The sequence below is a fragment of the Burkholderia sp. BCC1993 genome (assembly GCF_905339865.1).
Lineage (GTDB): Bacteria > Pseudomonadota > Gammaproteobacteria > Burkholderiales > Burkholderiaceae > Burkholderia.
The window spans coordinates 76,676-97,007 of sequence record NZ_CAJPGZ010000001.1 but is presented as its reverse complement, the minus strand read 5'-3'; the positions used below and the strand labels follow the sequence as shown (position 1 = coordinate 97,007).

The window sequence follows — 20,332 nt, the reverse complement described above, 5'->3', positions numbered from 1 at the left end:
TGTCCTATGGAAGCGGATAATGTTTCAGCGATTATCCGTCTTCTGGCTGCGAACGGCGAGCGCTACGCTGGGGCCGTTCGTCGCCGATTCCCGGCGGCGCGAGATCCAGGAGCCTTTCCATGCCAGCCGCCAGCAAGCCCGCCCGTCCGGTTCGTGTCTATTCGTTCCCGCTGTCCGGGCACGCGCATCGCGTCCGGCTGTTCCTGTCGCTGCTCGGGCTGCCGTTCGAGACCGTCGACGTCGACCTCGCGGCCGGCGCGCAGCGCGAACCCGCGTTCCTCGCGCTCAATCCGCTCGGCCAGGTGCCGGTGATCGACGACGACGGCACCGTGCTCGCCGATTCGAATGCGATCCTCGTCTATCTCGCGAAGCGCTACGGCGACGCGCACTGGCTGCCCGACGATGCCGCCGGCGCGGCGACCGTGCAGCGCTGGCTGTCGTACGCGGCCGGGCCGATCGCAACGGGGCCGGCGGCCGCGCGGCTCGTCACCGTGTTCGGCGCGCCGCTCGATCACGACGCGGCCAAGCGCACGGCCGCGAAGGTGCTCGCCGTGATCGACCAGGAACTCGCCGGCAAGCCGTTCGCCGCGGGTGCGCAGCCGACGATCGCCGACGTCGCTGCCTACACGTACATCGCGCACGCGCCGGAAGGCGGCGTGTCGCTCGAACCGTATCCGCAGGTGCGCGCGTGGCTCGCGCGCGTCGAGGCGCTGCCGGGCTTCGTCGCGATGCCGCCGACCCGCGCCGGCCTGCTCGCCGCCTGACGGCGAAGCCGCGACTTCACCGGGAGAACGCGATGACCGCGCCGACCGCCGCCGTACCGGGCTGGGAACTGGATGTTGCGCCGTTTCATGCGGGCGAGCTGGCCGTGCAGCAGCGCGCGGGCGTGACGGAGGCCGCGGGCGCGGCCGGCCGGCGCGGCATCCGGCGCTTCATGCCGGACCAGCACCGGACGTTCTTCGCGCAGCTGCCGTTCTTCGTGCTCGGCGGCGTCGATGCGCACGGCCAGCCGTGGGCGACGCTGCGGGTCGGGATACCCGGCTTCGTGACGACGCCGGACGCGCGCACGCTGCGCATCGACGGCGACGCGCTGCCCGGCGATCCGCTGGCCGGTGCATGGCAGCCCGGTGTGCCGCTTGGTGGGCTCGGGATCGAGTTCGACACGCGCCGGCGCAATCGCGTGAACGGTGTCGTGCGCGCGGTCGACGGCGGCGCGCTGAAGATCGCGGTCGAGCAGAGCTTCGGCAACTGTGCGAAGTACATTCAGGGCCGCACGCCGACGTTCGTGTCGCGCGCAGGCGATGCGTCCATCGCGGCCGACGTGTCGGACCGGCTGAGCGACGCAGATCGCGCACTGCTCGCGCAGGCCGATACGTTCTTCGTCGCGAGTGCGAACACGTCGGCCGGTGCGGGTGCCGCGCGCGGCGCGGATGTGTCGCATCGCGGCGGCATGCCCGGCTTCGTGCGCGTCGACCACGCGCACACGCTGACGACGCCGGATTTCAGCGGCAACCGCTTCTTCAATACGCTCGGCAACCTGCAGCACGATCCGCGCGCGGGGCTGTTGTTCGTCGATTTCGACAGCGGCGACCTGCTGTATGTCGCTGCGCACGCGGAGATCGTGTGGGACGGGCCGCTCGTCGCGTCGTTCGACGGCGCGCAGCGGGTCGTGCGGTTTCACGTGCGCGAAGTGCGGCGCACGCAGGGCGTGCTGCCGTTCAGGTGGTCGGCGGTCGAGCGGGCGCCGCAGTTTGCGGGGAGGGTGGTGGCGGCGATCGCGGGTGGGGCGGTGGCATCTGTCTCGCCGGCGGTATCGGCATCTGCACTGGCACCGGCACCGGCATCCGCGCCCGCATCTGAGTCAGCATCGACTTCGGCGTCTGCATCGACATCGACATCGACGTCGGTGCCCACATCGGCATCCCCCTCCATCTGGCGCCCGCTGCGCATCGCGAAGATCGTCGACGAAGCGCGCGCGATCCGCTCGTTTCATTTCGAAGCGGCGGACGGCGACGCGTTGCCGGCCTACGAAGCCGGGCAGCATCTGACGCTGCGCGTCGCGCTGCCGGACGAAGATACGCCGACGATCCGCAGCTACACGTTGTCCGATGCACCCGGCGCATCGCATTACCGGATCACCGTGAAGCGCGAAGGACGCGTGTCGGCCTGGTTGCACGACCACGCGCGTGCCGGCATGACGCTCGATGCGCAGATGCCGCGCGGCCGTTTCACGTTCGACGTCGCGAGCCCGCGTCCGGCGGTGCTGGTGTCGGCCGGCATCGGCATCACGCCGATGATCGCGATGCTGCGCCGCGCGCTGGCCGACGACGCACCGTCGCGCCGCGTGGTGTTCGTGCACGGCGCGCGCGATACGGCCGACCGGCCGTTTGCAGCGGAACTGACGCGCATCGCGGACGCGGACCCGCGCGTATCGCTGCACTGGTTCGACAGCCGGCCGCAGCGCGACGGCGCGGCACGACCGGGTCGCGTCGACATCACGCAACTGAAGCGCATCCTGCCGTTCGACGACTACGATTTCTACCTGTGCGGACCCGCCGCGTTCATGCGCGATATGTACGACGGATTGCGCGCGCTGAACGTGCCGGACGAGCGTATCCGCTTCGAGGCATTCGGACCATCGAGCGTCGTGCGCAGCGCGGCCCGCGCGGCCGGGGCGCCGCCGGCGGCAAGCTTGCCGGTCGTGTTCCGCCGCTCGGCACGCGATGCCGCCTGGAGGCCCGCCGACGGCACGCTGCTCGAATTCGCCGAAGGCCGGGGCGTGGCGGTGCCGTCCGAATGCCGGTCGGGGTCGTGCGGCACGTGCGCGACGCGCGTGCTGTCCGGTTCGGTCGATTACGTGCAAGCACCCGACGCGCCGGTCGAACCGGGCTGTGCGCTGCTGTGCGTCGCGCGGCCCGCGACGGGCACCACGGAGGCGCTCGTGCTCGACCGCTGATGGACCCTGCGACATGCCGCCGCAGACGGCCTGCTGCGCGAAAAGCACGCGCAACTGCTTCTTTTTTCGAATGCCGGTCGGATCGACGATAGCGTCAACCGATTCGATGAAAGGAGCACAACCATGAAACTGCTCGGCATGATCAAGCTGGTCCTGTGGAGTTTCTTCGGCGTACGCAACAGCAAGGCGCACGCGGCCGATCTCGCGAACGTCAACTACACGTTGCTGCCGTTCGTGGCGATTGTGCTCGCGCTGCTGGTCGGCGCGGTCATCTACGGCGTCGTGCATCTGGTTGTCGATCCGACCGCGACGATGCAGGGTTTCTGAGCGTCGGGTGAACCGGCAGCGGGCCGTCATTCCCGCTCCGGTTTTCGCTCGTTCGACCGGCGCGTGACTGCACCGGTTGTCGAGGTCGCCGCGCACGATGCGCATCGCGATCGCATCGCCGCCGCTGTCGCACCATTCGAAGCGTATTTCCCCCATCCCGCGGTTCCCGTCTCCCGTTCCACCCGATTCCACGGCCTTCAGCCCCGCCCGGGGTAAAATGCGCGCCACGCCGCGATGTCGCGCGCGACGGGCATGCCGCCGTTCCGACGAACGGCGTACGCAACTGCCCGGCGCCCGCAACCGGGGCGTTCGAAGCGTCCCCCGCATGACAAGACCGCGCGACGCGGCCGGCCGCCCGACATGCTCGCGATCCAGGGATCGCCGGCTGCGTCGGTGCCCGGCGCGTCACCGTCATCCGATGTCCCATCCTGCGCTTTCCCGATCGATCGGCACGCATGCTGCCCGATCGTCCGATTCGTCTGATGAATGTCGTGTCGACGTTCGTGCCCGGCGGTCCGGCGGTCCGGCGGTCATGCGGTTCGCCGGCGCCGTCGCGGGTTCATGTGCGAGGTCGCGCTTCGCAGCGGCGCAACGGGTTTCGGGTATTTCGAGTGTTTCGACAGGGTCGAGTGGCGAGTTTTCCATCCAGAACAATGACGGTGAATAGAACAACAGCGTCGCCTGCACGGCGGCGGCGCGCGAAGGCCGGGCTTGGCGTCGGTCTCGGCATCACGCTTTTCGCGGCGCAGGCCGCCGCGGCACCGGGCGACGCGCCGGCGCCCGACGCCGGTGCGGCCGGCAGCGCGACGCTGCCGACGATCACGGTGAGCGGCGAGCGCGGCAACACGCTGCGCGCACGCACGGCGTCGGTCGCGGGGCTCGACGATGCGCCGCTGCGCGACACGCCGGCCTCCGTCAACGTCGTCACGCGGGCGCAGATCGACGACCAGCAGGCGAAGCGCCTGAGCGACGTGGTGCGCAACGATGCCTCGGTCGTCAACGACTATGCACCGGTCGGCTACTTCGAAGGCTTCGCGATCCGCGGCTTCCCGGTCGATCTCGCGAGCGCGATCCGGATCGACGGACTGACGGTGTCCGGCGAGCAGAACGTGCCGCTCGAGAACAAGGAGCGCGTCGAGATCCTGAAGGGGCTGGCCGGCATCGACAGCGGCGTGGTCGCGCCGGGCGGCGTGATCAACTTCGTGACGAAGCGCTCGGCGAACGTCGCGAGCGTGACGGGCGGCGTCGACAGCCGCGGCTCGACGTCGGCGGCCGTCGATCTCGGCCGCCGCTTCGGCCCCGACAATCAGTTCGGCTTCCGGATCAACGCCGCGAAGGAGAACATGCACTCCTATATCGACGGCACCAACGGGCGGCGCACGTTCGGCTCGATCGCCGCCGACTGGGACATCAGCCCGCGCGCGAGCATGCAGTTCAACGCGGAATTCCAGCAGTGGATCCAGCGTTCCGCGCCCGGCTACCAGCTGCTCGGCGGCACCGTCGTGCCGTCGGTCAAGACGACGTCGAAGGCGCTCGGCACGCAGCCGTGGGCGAAGCCGGTGACGACCGACGCACTGAACCTGAACGCGCGCTTCGACTACCAGTTCAACGACGACTGGAAGGCCTACGTCGCCGCCGGCCGCAGCCGCACGATGATCGACGACAACAGCGCGTTCGCGTACGGCTGCTATTACGCGGCGAGCTGCGCGGCCGGCACGACGTCGCCGTTCTTCTTCGGCGCGAACGGCGACTACGACGTGTACGACTTCCGCAGCCCGGGCGAATACCGCCGCAACGACGACCTGCGCGCAGTCACGACGGGCAAGTTCGCGACAGGCCCGCTGCGGCACGAGCTGACGCTCGGCGTGAGCGTGCAGCGCCGCGTCGTGAGCATGGCCGACGCCGTGTACGACTACGTGGGCAGCGAGAACATCTACGGACCCGACGTGACCTTCTCGCCGTCGCCGAATTCGCCGGGGCCGTCGTATCCGCGCCTCGACGCGTGGCAGTACGGCGTGTTCGGGCTCGACCGCATCAGCATCGGCGAGCACTGGCAGGTGCTCGCGGGCGGCAAGGAAGTGCTGCTGCGCCAGCGCAGCTGGGACAGCCTCGACGGCGACGCGACGCACACCGACCGCTCGGTGTTCCTGCCGCAGGTCGCGCTCGTCTACAAGCCGGTGAACGTGCTGTCGCTGTACGCGTCGTACAGCAAGGCGCTGTCGCTCGGCGACCAGGCGCCGGTGCGCGCGACCAATGCGTATGCGTTCCTGCCGCCGGTCGAATCGCATCAGTTCGAGCTCGGCGCGAAATACGACTGGCTCGACCGGCTGAGCCTCACGGCCGCCGTGTTCTCGATCAGCAAGCCGTTCCAGTTCGCCGATCCCGATGCGTCGGGCACCAGCTATACGTTCGTGCAGCGCGGCACGCAGCGCCACCAGGGGATCGAGCTCGGCGCGGCCGGGCGCGTGACCGAGCGGCTCGGGCTGACGGCCAGCGTCGCGGCGATTCGCGCGCGCGCGTACGACTCGGGTTCGCCGGCGTACGAAGGGCACCAGATCATCAACGTGCCGGCGCTGCGCGCGTCGCTGTATGCGGACTACGCGGTGCCGGGCGTCGCCGGTCTGAACGTGCTCGGCGGCGTCGAGTACAGCGCGGGCCGCAACGCGAACGAAGAGGGTACCGCGCGCGTGCCGTCGTGGTTCGTGTTCAATCTCGGCGCGCGCTATACGACGAAGATCGCGGGCCATCGCACGGTGCTGCGCGTGTCGGTGGATAACCTGTTCAACAAGTTCTACTGGCGCGACGCGGGCGAGCAGCAGGGCGACGCGTACCTGTTCCCCGGCGCGCCGCGCACCGCGCGCGTGTCGTTGACCTATGATTTCTGATCGTCCGGACCCGGCCGCGTGATGCGCGGCACCGGCAGCCAACCAGGAGAGCACAGACGATGTCCCCACTCGAAATCGCCGGCGTGATCGTCAGCGCGCTCGCGATCTGGCTGACCGCGAAGCGGCGCATGCTGTGCTGGCCGGTCGGGCTCGCGTCGGTCGCGCTGTACGGCTGGATCTTCTTCGACGCGAAGCTGTATTCCGACATGCTGTTGCAGGGCGCGTTCGCGGTGCTGCAGGTGTACGGCTGGCGCCGCTGGATCGCGCAGCGTACGCTCGAGGCGGGCGGCGGCGCGGCGCCGCAAGGCGACGTCGCGCCCGTCACCGGCGTGCGGCCGCGGCAGATGCTGCCCGACCTGATCGCGGCCGTCGTCGGCAGCGCGCTGCTCGGCGGGATGATGGCGCGCTGGACCGATGCGGCGCTGCCGTTCGTCGATGCGTCGCTGACCGCGTTCAGCCTCGTCGCGCAATACTGGACCGCGCGGCGCTACATCGCGTCGTGGGGGCTGTGGATCGTCGTGAACGTCGTGTACGTCGGAATGTTCGTGTTCAAGGCGCTGTATCTGACGGCCGGACTCTACGCGCTGTTCATCGCGCTCGCCGTCGTCGGCTGGCGCGACTGGAGCCGGACGGCGAATGCGCTGCGCGCGACGGCGAGCCCGGCGGGCTGATCCAAGGGCTGATCCGCGGGCTGATTCAAAGGCTGATCCAAGGGCTGATCCGCGGGCTGATTCAAAGGCTGATTCAAAGGCCGATTCACGAGCCGATTCACGGGCTGATTCAATTTCGGAGCGACGTCGTTCATGTCATTTCCACTCGAGCCGGACGCGCCTGCATCGCGTGACGTCGCCGACATGCGGGACGTCGCGCCGCCGCAATTCGGCGTCGACGGCGAGCAGGCCGAACGCGACTGGCCGCTGATGACGCACGACGAAGTCGCGGGCGTGCTTGCGCGGATCGATGGCGTCGGCGCGCCGGCGCGGCTTACGTGGCACAGCCCGCGGCCGTTCTCGGCGGCGGTGCTGGTGCACACGGCCGACGCGCGCGCGCTGTTCGTCAAGCGTCATCATGCGAGCCTGCGCGACGTCGCCGGGCTCGAGGAGGAGCATCGCTTCATCGCGCATCTGCGCGATCGCGGTGTGCCGGTCGCGGACGTGCTCGCCGGTCGCGACGGCGCGACCGCGTTCGCATCCGGCGACTGGACCTATGAAGTGCACGTGGTGGCGCCGGGTGTGGACGCGTATCGCGGCGTGATGTCGTGGCAGCCGTTCACGCATCCTTCGCATGCGTACGCGGCAGGCCGCGCGCTGGCCGAACTGCATCGCGCGTCGGCCGGCTACGATGCGCCGGCGCGGCCCCTGCGCACGCTGCTGTCGAGTTTCCGGGTGCTGTCGTCCGCCGATCTTCCCGGTGCGCTCGAACGCTGGGTCGATGCGCAGCCGCTGCTGGTGCGCGCGCTCGGCACGCGCGACTGGCGCGGCGATGTCGCGGACGCGATCGGCCCGTACCACGCGCGCCTCGTGCCGCTGCTGCCCGCGCTGGCGCCGCTGTGGACGCACGGCGACTGGCATGCGTCGAATCTGCTGTGGACCGACGCCGCGCCCGGCGCGCAGGTGCGGACCGTGCTCGATTTCGGCCTGTCGGATCGCACGTGCGCCGTCATGGATCTCGCGCTCGCGATCGAACGCAACGCGATCGACTGGATGGCGCCGGCCGATGCACGTCGCGTCGAGTATGAACAGATCGGCGCGCTGCTCGACGGCTACGAATCGCTCGAACCGCTGAGCGACGACGCGTATGCGGCGCTGGTCGCGATGCTGCCCATCGTGCATACCGAATTCGCGCTGTCGGAAGTCGCGTATTTCGGCTGCATCGTCAATGCGCCGGAGATCGTCGACATTGCGTACGACGGTTATCTGATCGGGCATGCGCAATGGTTCGGCGAACGCGACGGGCAGCAGTTGCTCGACTGGCTGGTGCAACGCCGGCGCGCGAAGCGGGGCCGCGTGTAAAGCTGCGTGGCGGACACTGTCGAGCCGGCAGTGTCGTCTGCCCGAACTTCACCTTCCTGCGGTGCTGCAATCGCACCGCACGGCACGGCCGCGCGTTCGCCGCGATCCGGCGGCGCGCGGCACGCTGCCGGCGATCGCCGGGCAGCGTCCACGCCTGACTTGCATCAGCGGGTCGCGAGACTGTCGTGATTGTCGGCCTGCGGCGCCTTCTCGTCGGCATGCACCGAAAGCCCGTGAAGTTCCTTGTTGCGCGCGACGATCTCGCTGGTCGGCGGGTACTGCGTCTTGCTCGTCGGCACGACGCCGTCGTGCTGCGCCTGCTTCAGTTCGTTGATGACTTGCGCGCGGGTCTTGCCCTGCGTTTGAGTTTGCGCTTGCGCGAAGGCGGCTTGCGAGGCGACGCCGAGCGACAGCGTGGCGGTGACGAACAGGGCTGCGAGTTTTGCCGTTTTCATGGAGCTCTCCTTGATGAGGCCGCCGGGTGGCGATCCATGAGCCCAGTATGCGAAAGCCGCCAAGCGTGACCGTGATGGGCAGATGACAAATGCGTCAGATTGCGGGGCCGAGGGCCGTGACGTGCGGGCTCGGCCGACGTGATGCGATCGTCATGTTCGGGTCATGCCTGCGACGGGACCAGGGCGGAACATGCAGTCACCCAGCGGCGGACGCGTCGGCAGGATGGCTGCCGACAGGCGACCCGGACGCTGGCTTGCGCACCGTTCGCCGCGGCAGTCCCGATGGCGGACGGCCTGTCACGACACTTCCTCTCGTCCCCAAGTGAAACGCTTGTCTCTCCGCTCATCGCTCATCGTCATGTTGCTCGTTCCGCTTCTCGCGGGCTGCGCGTCCGTGCGCCACGGCACCGGATCAGTTGCACCGGCCCGTGCGGCAAAGGAAAAGCCCGTTGCCGCCACACGGATGCCGGGCGAGCAGATCGACTACGCGGGACATCGCTGCAGCAATCCGGACTTTCACGTGAAAACGCATCCATGCCTGTTTCCGCAGCGGAACGTCGCGCGCTGACGGTCGCGGTGGCGTGAACGATCACGAAAAAAAGGCCCGGCACTGTGCGTGTCCGGGCCTAACGCGTGTTCGTGCCGTGCGGCAACGAATCGCTTGCGTGGGTGGTAACGGGCATCGCCCGTCACGCTGTCGATCGTATCGAAGTGACCCGTCGCGAAGCTGATCAGAAGATGAAATTTTTGTCACGCAGGCACCGGCAGGTCGCAGTACCGATTCGCCTGAATCGTCTTCGATCGGTGACGAAACCGTCGTCGGGCCTTCACGATCGCGCACCGATGGAAAGAACACGATGAAGCCGACGAAGAACGCGGCGGTGGCGAACGGGGCACGCCGGCAAACCGGCGCGCCCGCTGCGGGTCACAGCTGCGCGAGCGCCTGGTCGAGATCGGCGAGCAGGTCGTCGATGTGCTCGATGCCGATCGACAGCCGTACCGTTTCCTCCTTCACGCCGGCCTTCGCGAGCTCGGCCGGCGACAGCTGGCGGTGCGTCGTCGAGGCCGGATGCGTCGCGAGCGACTTCGTGTCGCCGATGTTGACGAGCCGCGTGAACAGCTTCAGCGCGTCCTGGAACTTCGCGCCGCCGTCGCGCCCGCCCTTCACGCCGAACGTCAGGATGCCGGGCGCGCGGCCCGACAGGTAGCGCGCGACGAGCGGATGATCCGGGTGATCGGGCAGCCCCGCGTAGTTCACCCATTCGACGTGTTCATGGCGCGCGAGATGCTGCGCGATCTTCAGCGCGTTGTCGCTGATGCGCTCGATGCGCAGCGCGAGCGTCTCGATGCCTTGCAGGATCTGGAACGCGTTGAACGGCGAGATCGCCGCGCCCATGTTGCGCAGCGGCACGACGCGCGCGCGGCCGATATACGCGGCCGGCCCGAACGCTTCCGTGTAGACGACACCGTGATAGCTGACGTCGGGCTCGTTGAGCCGCTTGAAGCGGTCCGCGTGCTGCGCCCACGGGAACTTGCCCGAATCGACGATCGCGCCGCCGAGGCTCGTGCCGTGGCCGCCGAGATACTTCGTCAGCGAGTGCACGACGATGTCCGCGCCGTGTTCGAACGGACGCAGCAGGTACGGCGACGGCACCGTGTTGTCGACGATCAGCGGGATACCGTGGCGATGCGCGACTTCCGCGAGCGCGGCGATGTCGGTCACGTTGCCGAGCGGATTGCCGACCGATTCCGCGAAGATCGCCTTCGTGCGCGCGTCGATCAGCGGCTCGAACGACGCGGGGTCGCGCGGATCCGCGAAGCGCGTCGTGATGCCGTATTGCGGCAGCGTATGCGCGAACAGGTTGTAGGTACCGCCGTACAGCGAACTGGCGGACACGATGTTGTCGCCGGCTTCCGCGATCGTCTGGATCGCGTACGTGACGGCCGCCTGGCCCGACGCCAGCGCCAGCGCGCCGATGCCGCCCTCGAGCGCGGCGATCCGCTGCTCGAGCACGTCCGTCGTCGGGTTCATGATCCGCGTGTAGATGTTGCCCTGGACCTTCAGGTCGAACAGGTCCGCGCCGTGCTGCGTGTCGTCGAATGCGTACGCAACGGTCTGGTAAATCGGCACCGCGACCGCGCGCGTGGTCGGGTCGGGGCGATAGCCGCCGTGCACGGCGATGGTTTCGAGGCGCCAGTTCGAAGAGGCCTGATCGGTCATGAGTGCTCCATCTGTTGTTGTCGTGATCGAGCGATTATAGGAGCAGGTGCGCTGACGTCCTTAGAACGAATGGTTTGTTGCTTATGGGGCTGCCGCGCATGGAATGCGTTTTTTCTCGGACGAAGGGTGCGCGATGGATCAGGAGCAGTGGAACGTCGGTGCGTGAAGTGATGGCGGCGCGCGGCCGCCCGGCCTTCGGCCGCGCGCCGCGCTATCCTTTCACGCACACCACCTGACGCAGCGTGTGCACCACTTCGACGAGGCTGCGCTGCGCCGCCATCACCGCGTCGATGTCCTTGTAGGCCATCGGGATCTCGTCGACGACACCCGCGTCCTTCCGGCATTCGACGCCGCGCGTCGCCTTGACCTGGTCGTCGACCGTGAAGCGGCGCTTCGCTTCGGTCCGGCTCATCGCGCGGCCGGCGCCGTGGCTGCACGAACAGAAGCTCTCCGGATTGCCGAGCCCGCGCACGATGAAGCTCTTCGCGCCCATCGAGCCCGGAATGATCCCGAGTTGCCCCTTCTGCGCGGACACCGCGCCCTTGCGGGTCACGAGTACGTCCTCGCCGAAGTGACGTTCGCGCTGCACGTAGTTGTGGTGGCAGTTCACCGCGTGCTCGTCGACCGCGAACGGCTTCGCGATCACGCCGCGCGCCGCGCCGATCACCGCGTCCATCATCGCCTGCCGGTTACGGCGCGCGTAGTCCTGCGCCCAGCCGACCGCTTCGACGTAATCGTCGAAGTGCCGGCTGCCCTCGGTGAAATACGCGAGGTTGCGATCCGGCAGGTTCGCGATGTGCTGGCGCATGTCGGCCTGCGCAAGTTCGATGAACAGGCTGCCGATCGCGTTGCCGACGCCGCGCGAGCCGCTGTGCAGCATGAACCACACGTGATCCGCTTCGTCGATGCACACCTCGATGAAGTGGTTGCCCGTGCCGAGCGTGCCCAGATGCACGTAATGGTTCGTCTTCTCCAGCTTCGGATACTTGCCGACGATCCGCTGAAAGCCCGGCAGCAGCGACTTCCACGATTCGGTCACGGCGGCCGGCGTGCGATCGCCCCATGCGCCCGGATCGCGGCGGCCCGGCGCGCGGCCGTGCGGCACCGCGCGTTCGATCGCGCTGCGCAGCCCGCCGAGCGCGTCCGGCAGGTCCGCCGCCGTGAGCGTCGTGCGCGCGGCCATCATCCCGCAGCCGATGTCGACGCCGACCGCGGCCGGGATGATCGCGCCCTTCGTCGGGATCACGCTGCCGATCGTCGAGCCCTTGCCGAGGTGGACGTCCGGCATCACCGCGACGTGCTTGAAGATGAACGGCATCCGCGCGGTGTTGCGCAATTGCGTGCGCGCGTCGTCCTCGACCGCGACGCCTTGCGTCCACATCTTCACCGGCTTGCCGTTCGCCAGTTCCATCACCTGAAAATCATCGTTACTCATTTGCTTCACCTTCGATCGCCCCTTCAGTCGTCCGGCGCAAGCTCGTGAAAGCATGATGCTTCCATCTATTCTTGTCTTTTTCTTCACAGGCTGCCGGTCGACGTGCGTTGGCCGAATCGGGGTACGACGCGACCGGGTCGGACTCGATTCGCGGAGTGCTCGCTGCGCGGTAGCCGCGCGTGAACGATGTTCCACCATTCACGCGTGGCAGACCGCAATGATCTCCGCGCTGGCCGCGTCGTCGAACGGCGCGCGTTGCCAGTCGCCGTACCAGTCCGCCGACGAGAACCCGGCCGCCACAACGCGTGCCTGCAGATCGCGCTGAGCGATGAAGCGCAGCCGGCTCGTACTTTTCCGTTGCATGTCGTCACGACGGAAGCGGTAATGCGTGTCGAACGACACAATGGAGCCGTCGACTGCGGTCACTTCATGATGCAGCTCCACGCTGCCGAATTCGGGCGAATCGATCCGGGATGCCGACGCCTGTGGCGTCCAGCTGCGCCACGGCTCGACGCTCGGGTTGCGCGTTTCGAACAGGAAGCGCCCGCCGTTGGCCAGCACGCGCCGCGCGCCGCACAGCGTCGCGTCGATCTCCGCGTCGGTCAGCAGGCACTGGAACGCGTGCCCGGTCATCACGACGGCATCGAACGGCGCGCCGGGCGGCAGGCCGCCGAGATCGCACGCGACCCAGCGCACCGCGCCGGCACCCGGCTGGCGTCGCGCATGGTCGATCATCGCGGGTGCGGGGTCGATCGCGACGACGTCGTGCCCGGCCGCCGCGAGCCGGCGCGCGAACGTGCCAGTGCCGCAGCCGAGATCGAGAATCCGTTGCGGCGTTGTGCCGATGCGCGACGCGTAGAACGCGAAGTCGCGATCACCGGCGTTGAACCGGTCATAGACCGCGACGAGACGTGGATCGGCATAGAGGATTTCGCCGGCAGTTGCCGAGCCGGACGTCATGCGAAACGCGCCTGTCAGCGCTGCTGCACCGCGACGCGCAGCCCGAGCGCGATGAAGATCGAGCCGATGATCTTCCCCTGCCAGCGCGTGAGCCACGCGAGCCGCTTCACGACGCGGCCGAGCGGGCGGATCGAGCATGCGATCAGCGTCGTATAGAGCGAGCTGAGCACGACGAAGATCAGCCCGAGCACCGCGAACTGCACGAACGTCGAGCCGCGTTCCGGATGCACGAACTGCGGCATGAACGCGAGGAAGAACAGCGCGGTCTTCGGGTTCAGCACTTCGGCGGGAATCGCCTGCAGGTAGGCCTTCAGCGGCGTGACGGGCGGCACCTTCGGCAGCGACGGATCGGACGGCCCGTCGAGCAGCGCGCGCACGCCCAGGTAGATGAGGTAAGCCGCGCCGACCAGCTTCACGACGTTGAACGCGAGCGCCGACGTCATCAGCAGCGCCGACAGCCCGACGGCGGCAAACAGCGTATGCACGAAGTCGCCGCTCGCGACGCCGAGGCCGGTCAGGATACCGGTCTTGCGGCCGCCCTGCACGGCGCGGCTCAGCACCAGCAGCACGGCGGGGCCGGGGATCAGGAACAGGCCCAGGACGACGGCCATGAAGGTGGTCAGCGTGGTCAGGTCGAACATGGCGGCTCCGGCAAGGTGGGCGCAGCGGCGGGGGATCGACGCATTGTATTCGGATCGGCGCGCGGCTGCCGACGCCGGCCGGGCACCGCGCCGCCGCGCCGGCGCCTTTCTGGTATAAGCACGAAAGGCCGCGCGGGCACGCCGTCCGGCCGCTTTCAACACCATCGCTCCATGCGCAACCTGCCACCCGTTACCGACCCCGCTGCCGACGCCGACGTCTATCACGTGCCGCGTCCGCTCGTCGTGTTCGGCGGCTCGGTCGTCGAGCCCGAATGGCGGCTCGAACGGCACAGCCATCCGCAGGCGCAACTGCTGTACACGCTGAGCGGCGTCATCTATTGCGAGATCGACGGCGGCGTGTGGAGCGCGCCGCCGCAATGCACGGTGTGGATTCCGGGCGGTGTCACGCATTCGGCGCGCGGTTCGGCCGGCGCGACGTTCTACGCGGTGCTGGTCGAGCCCGATGCGGCGCCCGGCCTGCCGGCGCGCTGCTGCACGCTGGGCATGTCGCCGCTGTTGCGCGAACTGCTGCTGAAGGCCGCGAGCTTCCCGAGCCTGTACGACGTCGACGGTCCGCAGGGGCGGCTGATGGCGACGCTGCTCGACGAACTCGTCGCGGCGCCGGTCGAGGACCTGTATCTGCCGATGCCGGCCGACCGCCGGCTGCGCAGGCTGATCGATCACCTGCTCGACGACCCGGCCGACAAGTCGCCGCTGCCCGAACTCGCGCGCCGCGCCGGCGTCAGCGAGCGCAGCCTCACGCGGCTCGCCGCGAAGGAACTCGGCATGAGCCTCGGCGACTGGCGCCGGCGGCTGCACGTCGCGCTGTCGCTGCGGATGCTGACGGCGGGCCGCCGCGTGCACCAGATCGCGATCGACCTCGGCTACGAGAGCGCGAGCAGCTTCGTGACGATGTTCCGCAAGGCGACCGGCAAGTCGCCGACCCAATACCTGACCGACCGGCAGCGCTGACCGTGCCGTGCTGAGCCGTGCCGTGCTGAGCCGTGCCGTGTCAGGTCGGCACGCGCGCGTGCTTGGCCGGATCGAACAAGCGGTTGGCCGGCGCGAGAAATGACGGGACGGGCGTCGATCCCTAACATGAGAATCATTCTCATCTGGAGGTCGACATGCAGATCGTCACGACTGAATTTCCGTTGGTGTGGTTGCGTTACGCGCGTTCGCCGTCGAGCGATCCCGCGCACTTGCTGGCCGAGCTCGACGCGTTGCTCGCGCGCCGGGAACGTTTCGTGTTCCTGACCGACGATGCACCGTCCGGCGATGATCGCGATGCGCAGGATCACGAGATGCGCAAGCAGCTCGCGAAATGGAGCAAGGCGAATCGCGCGCAATCGCGCGAATGGATTCCCGCGATGATCGCGGTCGAGCCCGACGCGCAGCGGCGCGCGGCGCTCGATGCGTTCTCGGCCGCGTTCGAGAAGGTCTGGGGTTATCCGTTGAACGCGGCGGCGAATCGTGACGAGGCGCTCGCGCTGGCACGGCAGCTGCTCGCCGCGCCGGCCCGCGCGGCCGCGGCCACGCGCGACTGAACCGGTCGCCGCGCCGGCGGCGCGGCTTTCTCACTGACAGGCATGCGCCGCGTCGCGTTCGCGCGACGGCGCATCATGCCGCATTCCGCGGGAGTTTCCGGTGGACAATCCGATTCGCGCGATGCGCATTTTCACGCGCATCGTCGAGATGAACAGCTTTACGCGCGCGGCGCACTCGCTCGGCATTTCGCGCGCGACCGCGACGCGCACCGTGCAGGAACTCGAGGCGGCGCTCGGCATGCCGTTGCTGGTGCGCACGACGCGCGCGCTGCGGGCGACGCCGGAGGGCGACGCGTATTACCGGCGGTGCCAGCGCATCACCGCGGACGTCGACGAGCTCGAAGCGAGCCTGCGCAACGCGGCGCGGCATCCGAGCGGGCCGCTGCGCGTCGAGTTGCCGGGATCGGTAGCGGACGCGATCGTGCTGCCTGCGCTTGGCGCGTTCCATGCGCGCCATCCCGAACTCATGCTGATGCTGGGCGTGTCCGGACGCGCGGCCGACCTGATCGGCGATGCGGTCGACTGCAGCATCCGGCTGGGCGCGCAGCCCGATTCGTCGCTGGTTGCGCGCCCGCTCGGCGCACTCGAGCGCGTGACCTGCGCGAGCCCCGCGTATCTCGAGCGCTGCGGCGTGCCGCGTTCGCTCGATGCGCTTGCCGGGCATCGCGCGGTCAACGGCGCGTTCGCGTCGGCCCAGCGCACCGCCGAACTCGAATTCGCGATCGACGGCGCGCTGCGCAAGATCCGGCTCGACGGCATCGTCAGCGTCGACGACGAGCAGGCGTACCTGGCTTGCGGCGTGCATGGCCTCGGGCTGATCCAGCCGCCGCGCGTCGTCGCGCAGCCGCTGATCGACGCGGGACAGTTGCAGGAAGTGCTGCCGCGGTGGCGGCCGGGCGCGGTTTCGGTGTCGGCCGTCTATGCGAAGCGCCGGCACGTGTCGCCGGGCGTGCGCGCATTCGTCGACTGGATCGCGGAGCGTTTCGAGGAGGCCGCGCAGGACAGGGCCGGTGTGAGCGTGCCTGGGGCAGCGCTGCGGCAGATGGCGGCACCGGCGATCGCCGCGTGCGAGCCCGACGGGAGGCTGGCGGCAGCGGCGTGACAGCGGGGCGTCGAATGAATGAACGGGGGCTCAGGTGCTTGCGAGGCGAAACGCGTCGGCCATGCGCTCCTGTTCCCGGGCAGAAAGCGCGAGTCGTGTCGCGAGCGTGCGCCATTGGCCGACGACGCCGCGGAAATCATCGATGATCTCGTCGGCATCCTTCAGGCTCAGCCGGAAGTATTCACATACCTCGCGAGCGAGTTCGAGGTTCAGCGCGTTATCCGCTTCCGTGATGTTGAGCTTGAGACCATCGGCTACGGCGACGGGATTCATATCGTAGGCCGCGGAGAGTCGCCAGCCCGCAGCCGGTTCGAGCATGAACCCGTGATTGCGAAGATGGTCGTCGGTATTCGAGACGAGAAGGTTGAAGACGATCCGGGCCCATAGTTCGCGCAGGTCGGCATTCGGTTGCGCGCCATGTCGCATGAGAACTTCCGCCAGTTCCAGGTAGCTGACACCGGTCGATGCATCGTCGCCGTCGACATGGCCGGTCATCGTCATGGCCGAGGCAAAATGCAGCCGGCGTCCATCAGCAGTCCGACTCATGGAGTCGCGTGCCCTTCGGCCGAAGACCTGCGCGAACGTCACGCTCCAGCCGGCGATCCATCAGCATGCGGCCCCATCGATCGGGGCTCGAATCGGCGAACGCGCCGAACGCGTGCCGCGGCGGAACCGGATATTGCGGTCCTTCGAAGAGGCCGATCCCGGGGTCGAGTTGCACGCCGGCGAACTCGGGTGCATCCAGCGCAACCGCGTCGTACTGGAATTCGAACCGTTCGCTGGCACGTGTCTGTCGACTGTGCAGAAGACCGAGTTTTCGGGGAGCGGGCAGGCCGTCCCAGTCTGCATAGACGGAGATGGTCGTCATTTCCTGGTCGCCCCTCCGTGTCGCTTGCTCACGGGTTTCAGCAATGCGGTCAGATCCGCGGCGGTCGTGCCGCGATTTTCGTCAGGCACTGCGTGACCGGATGCCGTCGTCGCTGTTCCCTCGGCTTGGGCGGTGGGGGAAACGCTCGCGCGAGCGCGCTTGCCGGACGTGTGCAGCGCTGCCGCGGCCGGTGTCGAAGCCACTTGCTTCGAGCGCCGCGGCGTGGCGAGTCGGGCGTCCTGAAGCTGGCGGCCGAGCGGGTCCGTGGCGGCCAGCTTTTCCAGATCACCCTGGAGCCCGAGCGTCTGCATGACGGAAAGATAGGCCCCCATCGTTACCCCCGAACCGCCCGCCTCGAGTGAGCGAAGCGTCATTGGCGACATGCCCGCGCGTTCCGCGACCTGCTTGGCCGTCAGCTTTCGGCGCAGGCGCGCCAACTTCAGCCGCTCGCCGAAGTCGACGAGCAGCCGATTGGATGCCGGCAAGAGCGGGGCAGTCTTCTTTGCCATGGTCGGAGCTAATATTTCAGCGCTTTTTGTGGAATAACGCCAAAATAATAGCACTTTGGCTTGAGGCACGCGGCATCCCGAGTCTGACTCATGGATGAAAATGTAAATATTTTGGCGTTTTTTATGAAAAATAGCCGAAATATTGGCATTATGCCGGCCGGCCGATTCGACGCCGCATGCGGTTTGCGCGGGACGCACGGTGCCTCCTCGTCCTGCAGCGTGTGTCAGCGCTTTCCGCCTGCCTCCCGTCACCCGCCCAGCTCCCCCGCCAGAAAATCCACGAACGCCCGTATCCGCGCCGACATCTGATGCCGTTGCGCATACACCGCGTAGATATCCGCGCTCGGCGTTTCGTAGTCGGGCAGCACGACGACGAGGCGCCCGTCGGCCAGATAGTCGCGGATATCCCACTCGGCGCGCATCAGGATGCCGTGCCCGTCGAGCGCCCACTTCACCGCGATCTCGCCGTCGTTCGTCGTCAGGTTGCCGTTGATCCGCACGGCTTCCGTGTTGCGCGCCGCGCCGCGTCCGCTCGTCAGCCGCCAGATCCCGTAGCCTTCGTCGCCTTGCCGGATGCCGATGCAGTTGTGCCGCGTCAGCTCGTGCGGCGTGCCCGGCGTACCGTGCCGCGCGAGATATGCGGGCGCCGCGCACAGCAGCCGGCGGTTCGGCGCGAGCCGTCGCGCGACGACGCGCGTATCGGGCGGCTCGCCGAAGCGGATGCACACGTCGAACGCGTCGTCGGTGAGCGGCGGCGGCATTACCGACAGTTGCAACTGCACCGATACCTCCGGAAAACGCGCGACGAAGCGCGAGATCGCCGGGCCGACGTGGCTGCGCCCGAAGCCGAGCGTCGCGTTCACGCGCAGCAGCCCCTTCGGCCGCTGCTGCGCGCTGCCGAGCAGTTCGCCCAGTTCGTCCATCTGATCGAGGATCCGGCGCGCGTAGTCGAGATACACCTCGCCCTCGGGCGTCAGCATCATGCGCCGCGTCGTGCGGTTGACGAGCGTCACGCCCGCGCGCCGCTCCATCTGCGTGAGCCGCTTGCTGACGGCCGCCGCGGTCAGCCCGAGCTCGCGCGCGGCCGCGCTCAGGCTGCCCGCTGCGGCCAGCGTCGAGAAGAAGCCGAGATCGGCCGGCTGGACGGTATCCGCCATGACGGGATTCATGAATTAAAGTTAAAGATGCTTTGAGTATAGCGCCGGTTACAGCACTGCCGGTTCGGTAAAGTGCCTTCACGCTCACGATCAATCGAGGATGTCAGCATGAAGACCTACCGTATCGCGACCATTCCCGGCGACGGCATCGGCAAGGAAGTGGTGCCTGCGGCCAAGCAGGTGCTGGAAGCGCTGGCCCGCGGCAGCGACCGCTTTGCGTTCGAGTTCGAGGATTTCGACTGGGGCGCCGATTACTACCGCCAGCATGGCGCGATGATGCCGGCCGACGGCCTCGACGCGCTGCGCGGCAAGGACGCGATCCTGTTCGGCTCGGCCGGCGACCCCGACGTGCCCGACCACGTGACGCTGTGGGGCCTGCGCCTGAAGATCTGCCAGGGCTTCGACCAGTACGCGAACGTGCGGCCGACGCGCATCCTGCCCGGCATCGACGCGCCGCTGAAGCGCTGCGGGCCGGCCGACCTGAACTGGGTGATCGTGCGCGAGAACTCGGAGGGCGAATACGCGGGCGTCGGCGGCCGCGTGCACCAGGGGCATCCGATCGAGGCGGCGACCGACGTGTCGATCCTCACGCGTGCCGGCGTCGAACGCATCATGCGCTTCGCGTTCCGGCTCGCGCAGTCGCGTCCGCGCAAGCTGCTGACCGTCATCACGAAGAGCAACGCGCAGCGTCACGCGATGGTGATGTGGGACGAGATCGCGAAGCAGGTCGCGCAGGAATTCCCCGACGTCACGTGGGACAAGGAACTCGTCGACGCCGCGACCGCGCGCATGGTGAACCGCCCGGCGTCGCTCGACACGATCGTCGCGACCAACCTGCACGCGGACATCCTCAGCGATCTCGCGGCCGCGCTGGCCGGCAGCCTCGGCATCGCGCCGACCGGCAACATCGATCCCGAGCGCCGCTATCCGTCGATGTTCGAGCCGATCCACGGCTCCGCGTTCGACATCATGGGCCGGGGCCTCGCGAATCCGGTCGGCACGTTCTGGTCGGTCGTGATGCTGCTCGAGCATCTCGGCGAGACGGCAGCGGCCGCGCGCGTGATGCAGGCGATCGAGGCCGTGACGGCCGATCCGTCGCTGCATACGCGCGACCTCGGCGGCAGCGCGACGACCGCGCAGGTGACGGCCGCCGTCTGCGAGCGCGTCGCGCACGCGGCGGTCGCCGCCTGACGGCAACGAGGACGGCGACGGCCGCGTGCGCAGCCGGCCGCCTTCCGTTCGCCGTACCCCGGATTT

General features: G+C 68.4%; 19 protein-coding genes. 10 read left to right on the top strand and 9 right to left on the bottom strand.

Annotation, left to right across the window (positions count from 1 at the left end):
• The first annotated feature begins 119 nt into the window (after nt 1-119).
• The 6 genes from U4Y91_RS00445 to U4Y91_RS00420 all read left to right on the top strand — a co-directional run bounded on the left by U4Y91_RS00445 (nt 120) and on the right by U4Y91_RS00420 (nt 8,180).
• Complete coding sequence (locus tag U4Y91_RS00445; protein WP_321802481.1) at nt 120-764, top strand: glutathione S-transferase; 645 nt, start codon at nt 120-122, stop codon at nt 762-764.
• Nucleotides 765-796: 32 nt separating this feature from the next.
• The gene (locus U4Y91_RS00440; RefSeq protein ID WP_321802479.1) at nt 797-2,956 is read left to right on the top strand and encodes a pyridoxamine 5'-phosphate oxidase family protein; all 2,160 of its coding nucleotides are present in this window, start codon (nt 797-799) and stop codon (nt 2,954-2,956) included.
• Nucleotides 2,957-3,079: 123 nt separating this feature from the next.
• Entirely contained in the window at nt 3,080-3,283 is a 204-nt protein-coding gene (locus U4Y91_RS00435) for a DUF2970 domain-containing protein (RefSeq protein ID WP_021164122.1), read from the top strand.
• 653 nt (nt 3,284-3,936) lie between these two features.
• Entirely contained in the window at nt 3,937-6,168 is a 2,232-nt protein-coding gene (locus tag U4Y91_RS00430; RefSeq protein ID WP_321802476.1) for a TonB-dependent siderophore receptor, read from the top strand.
• 59 nt (nt 6,169-6,227) lie between these two features.
• The gene (gene pnuC / locus U4Y91_RS00425; RefSeq protein ID WP_044848104.1) at nt 6,228-6,839 is read left to right on the top strand and encodes a nicotinamide riboside transporter PnuC; all 612 of its coding nucleotides are present in this window, start codon (nt 6,228-6,230) and stop codon (nt 6,837-6,839) included.
• Between the two features lie 132 nt (nt 6,840-6,971).
• Entirely contained in the window at nt 6,972-8,180 is a 1,209-nt protein-coding gene (locus U4Y91_RS00420) for a phosphotransferase enzyme family protein (protein ID WP_321802475.1), read from the top strand.
• Between the two features lie 164 nt (nt 8,181-8,344).
• On the opposite strand, the gene U4Y91_RS00415 is transcribed toward U4Y91_RS00420, so the two are convergent.
• From U4Y91_RS00415 to U4Y91_RS00395, 5 genes are all read right to left on the bottom strand, one after another.
• Entirely contained in the window at nt 8,345-8,635 is a 291-nt protein-coding gene (locus U4Y91_RS00415; RefSeq protein ID WP_321802473.1) for a DUF4148 domain-containing protein, read from the bottom strand.
• Nucleotides 8,636-9,560: 925 nt separating this feature from the next.
• Complete coding sequence (locus U4Y91_RS00410) at nt 9,561-10,856, bottom strand: O-acetylhomoserine aminocarboxypropyltransferase/cysteine synthase family protein (RefSeq protein WP_321802472.1); 1,296 nt, start codon at nt 10,854-10,856, stop codon at nt 9,561-9,563.
• Between the two features lie 211 nt (nt 10,857-11,067).
• The gene (locus U4Y91_RS00405; RefSeq protein WP_321802471.1) at nt 11,068-12,291 is read right to left on the bottom strand and encodes an RtcB family protein; all 1,224 of its coding nucleotides are present in this window, start codon (nt 12,289-12,291) and stop codon (nt 11,068-11,070) included.
• Between the two features lie 198 nt (nt 12,292-12,489).
• Nucleotides 12,490-13,251 (bottom strand): class I SAM-dependent methyltransferase, encoded by a 762-nt coding sequence (locus tag U4Y91_RS00400; protein WP_321802470.1) that lies wholly within the window; start codon nt 13,249-13,251, stop codon nt 12,490-12,492.
• 14 nt (nt 13,252-13,265) lie between these two features.
• Nucleotides 13,266-13,892, bottom strand: coding sequence for a LysE family translocator (locus U4Y91_RS00395; RefSeq protein WP_321802468.1), 627 nt, complete (start codon nt 13,890-13,892; stop codon nt 13,266-13,268).
• A gap of 171 nt (nt 13,893-14,063) precedes the next feature.
• On the opposite strand from U4Y91_RS00395, the gene U4Y91_RS00390 reads away from it, so the two are divergent.
• From U4Y91_RS00390 to U4Y91_RS00380, 3 genes are all read left to right on the top strand, one after another.
• The gene (locus U4Y91_RS00390; RefSeq protein WP_321802467.1) at nt 14,064-14,864 is read left to right on the top strand and encodes a helix-turn-helix transcriptional regulator; all 801 of its coding nucleotides are present in this window, start codon (nt 14,064-14,066) and stop codon (nt 14,862-14,864) included.
• A gap of 155 nt (nt 14,865-15,019) precedes the next feature.
• Nucleotides 15,020-15,439, top strand: a complete 420-nt coding sequence (locus tag U4Y91_RS00385; RefSeq protein ID WP_124528896.1) for an ATP--cob(I)alamin adenosyltransferase — start codon at nt 15,020-15,022, stop codon at nt 15,437-15,439.
• A gap of 100 nt (nt 15,440-15,539) precedes the next feature.
• Complete coding sequence (locus U4Y91_RS00380) at nt 15,540-16,541, top strand: LysR family transcriptional regulator (protein WP_321802465.1); 1,002 nt, start codon at nt 15,540-15,542, stop codon at nt 16,539-16,541.
• Nucleotides 16,542-16,571: 30 nt separating this feature from the next.
• On the opposite strand, the gene U4Y91_RS00375 is transcribed toward U4Y91_RS00380, so the two are convergent.
• From U4Y91_RS00375 to U4Y91_RS00360, 4 genes are read right to left on the bottom strand one after another with little or no spacing between them, the layout of a single operon-like run.
• Nucleotides 16,572-17,087 carry a HipA domain-containing protein gene (locus U4Y91_RS00375; protein WP_321802463.1) on the bottom strand — a complete coding sequence of 172 codons (516 nt, stop codon included), beginning with the start codon at nt 17,085-17,087 and terminating at the stop codon, nt 16,572-16,574.
• Nucleotides 17,071-17,409 carry a hypothetical protein gene (locus tag U4Y91_RS00370; RefSeq protein WP_321802461.1) on the bottom strand — a complete coding sequence of 113 codons (339 nt, stop codon included), beginning with the start codon at nt 17,407-17,409 and terminating at the stop codon, nt 17,071-17,073. Before U4Y91_RS00370 ends, U4Y91_RS00375 begins: the two co-directional genes overlap by 17 nt.
• Complete coding sequence (locus tag U4Y91_RS00365) at nt 17,406-18,116, bottom strand: helix-turn-helix transcriptional regulator (RefSeq protein WP_321802459.1); 711 nt, start codon at nt 18,114-18,116, stop codon at nt 17,406-17,408. The genes U4Y91_RS00370 and U4Y91_RS00365 overlap by 4 nt, the downstream gene beginning before the upstream one ends.
• A 50-nt stretch (nt 18,117-18,166) precedes the next feature.
• Complete coding sequence (locus tag U4Y91_RS00360) at nt 18,167-19,075, bottom strand: LysR substrate-binding domain-containing protein (RefSeq protein ID WP_321802457.1); 909 nt, start codon at nt 19,073-19,075, stop codon at nt 18,167-18,169.
• 108 nt (nt 19,076-19,183) lie between these two features.
• On the opposite strand from U4Y91_RS00360, the gene U4Y91_RS00355 reads away from it, so the two are divergent.
• Complete coding sequence (locus tag U4Y91_RS00355) at nt 19,184-20,266, top strand: tartrate dehydrogenase (protein WP_321802456.1); 1,083 nt, start codon at nt 19,184-19,186, stop codon at nt 20,264-20,266.
• Nucleotides 20,267-20,332 lie beyond the last annotated feature (66 nt).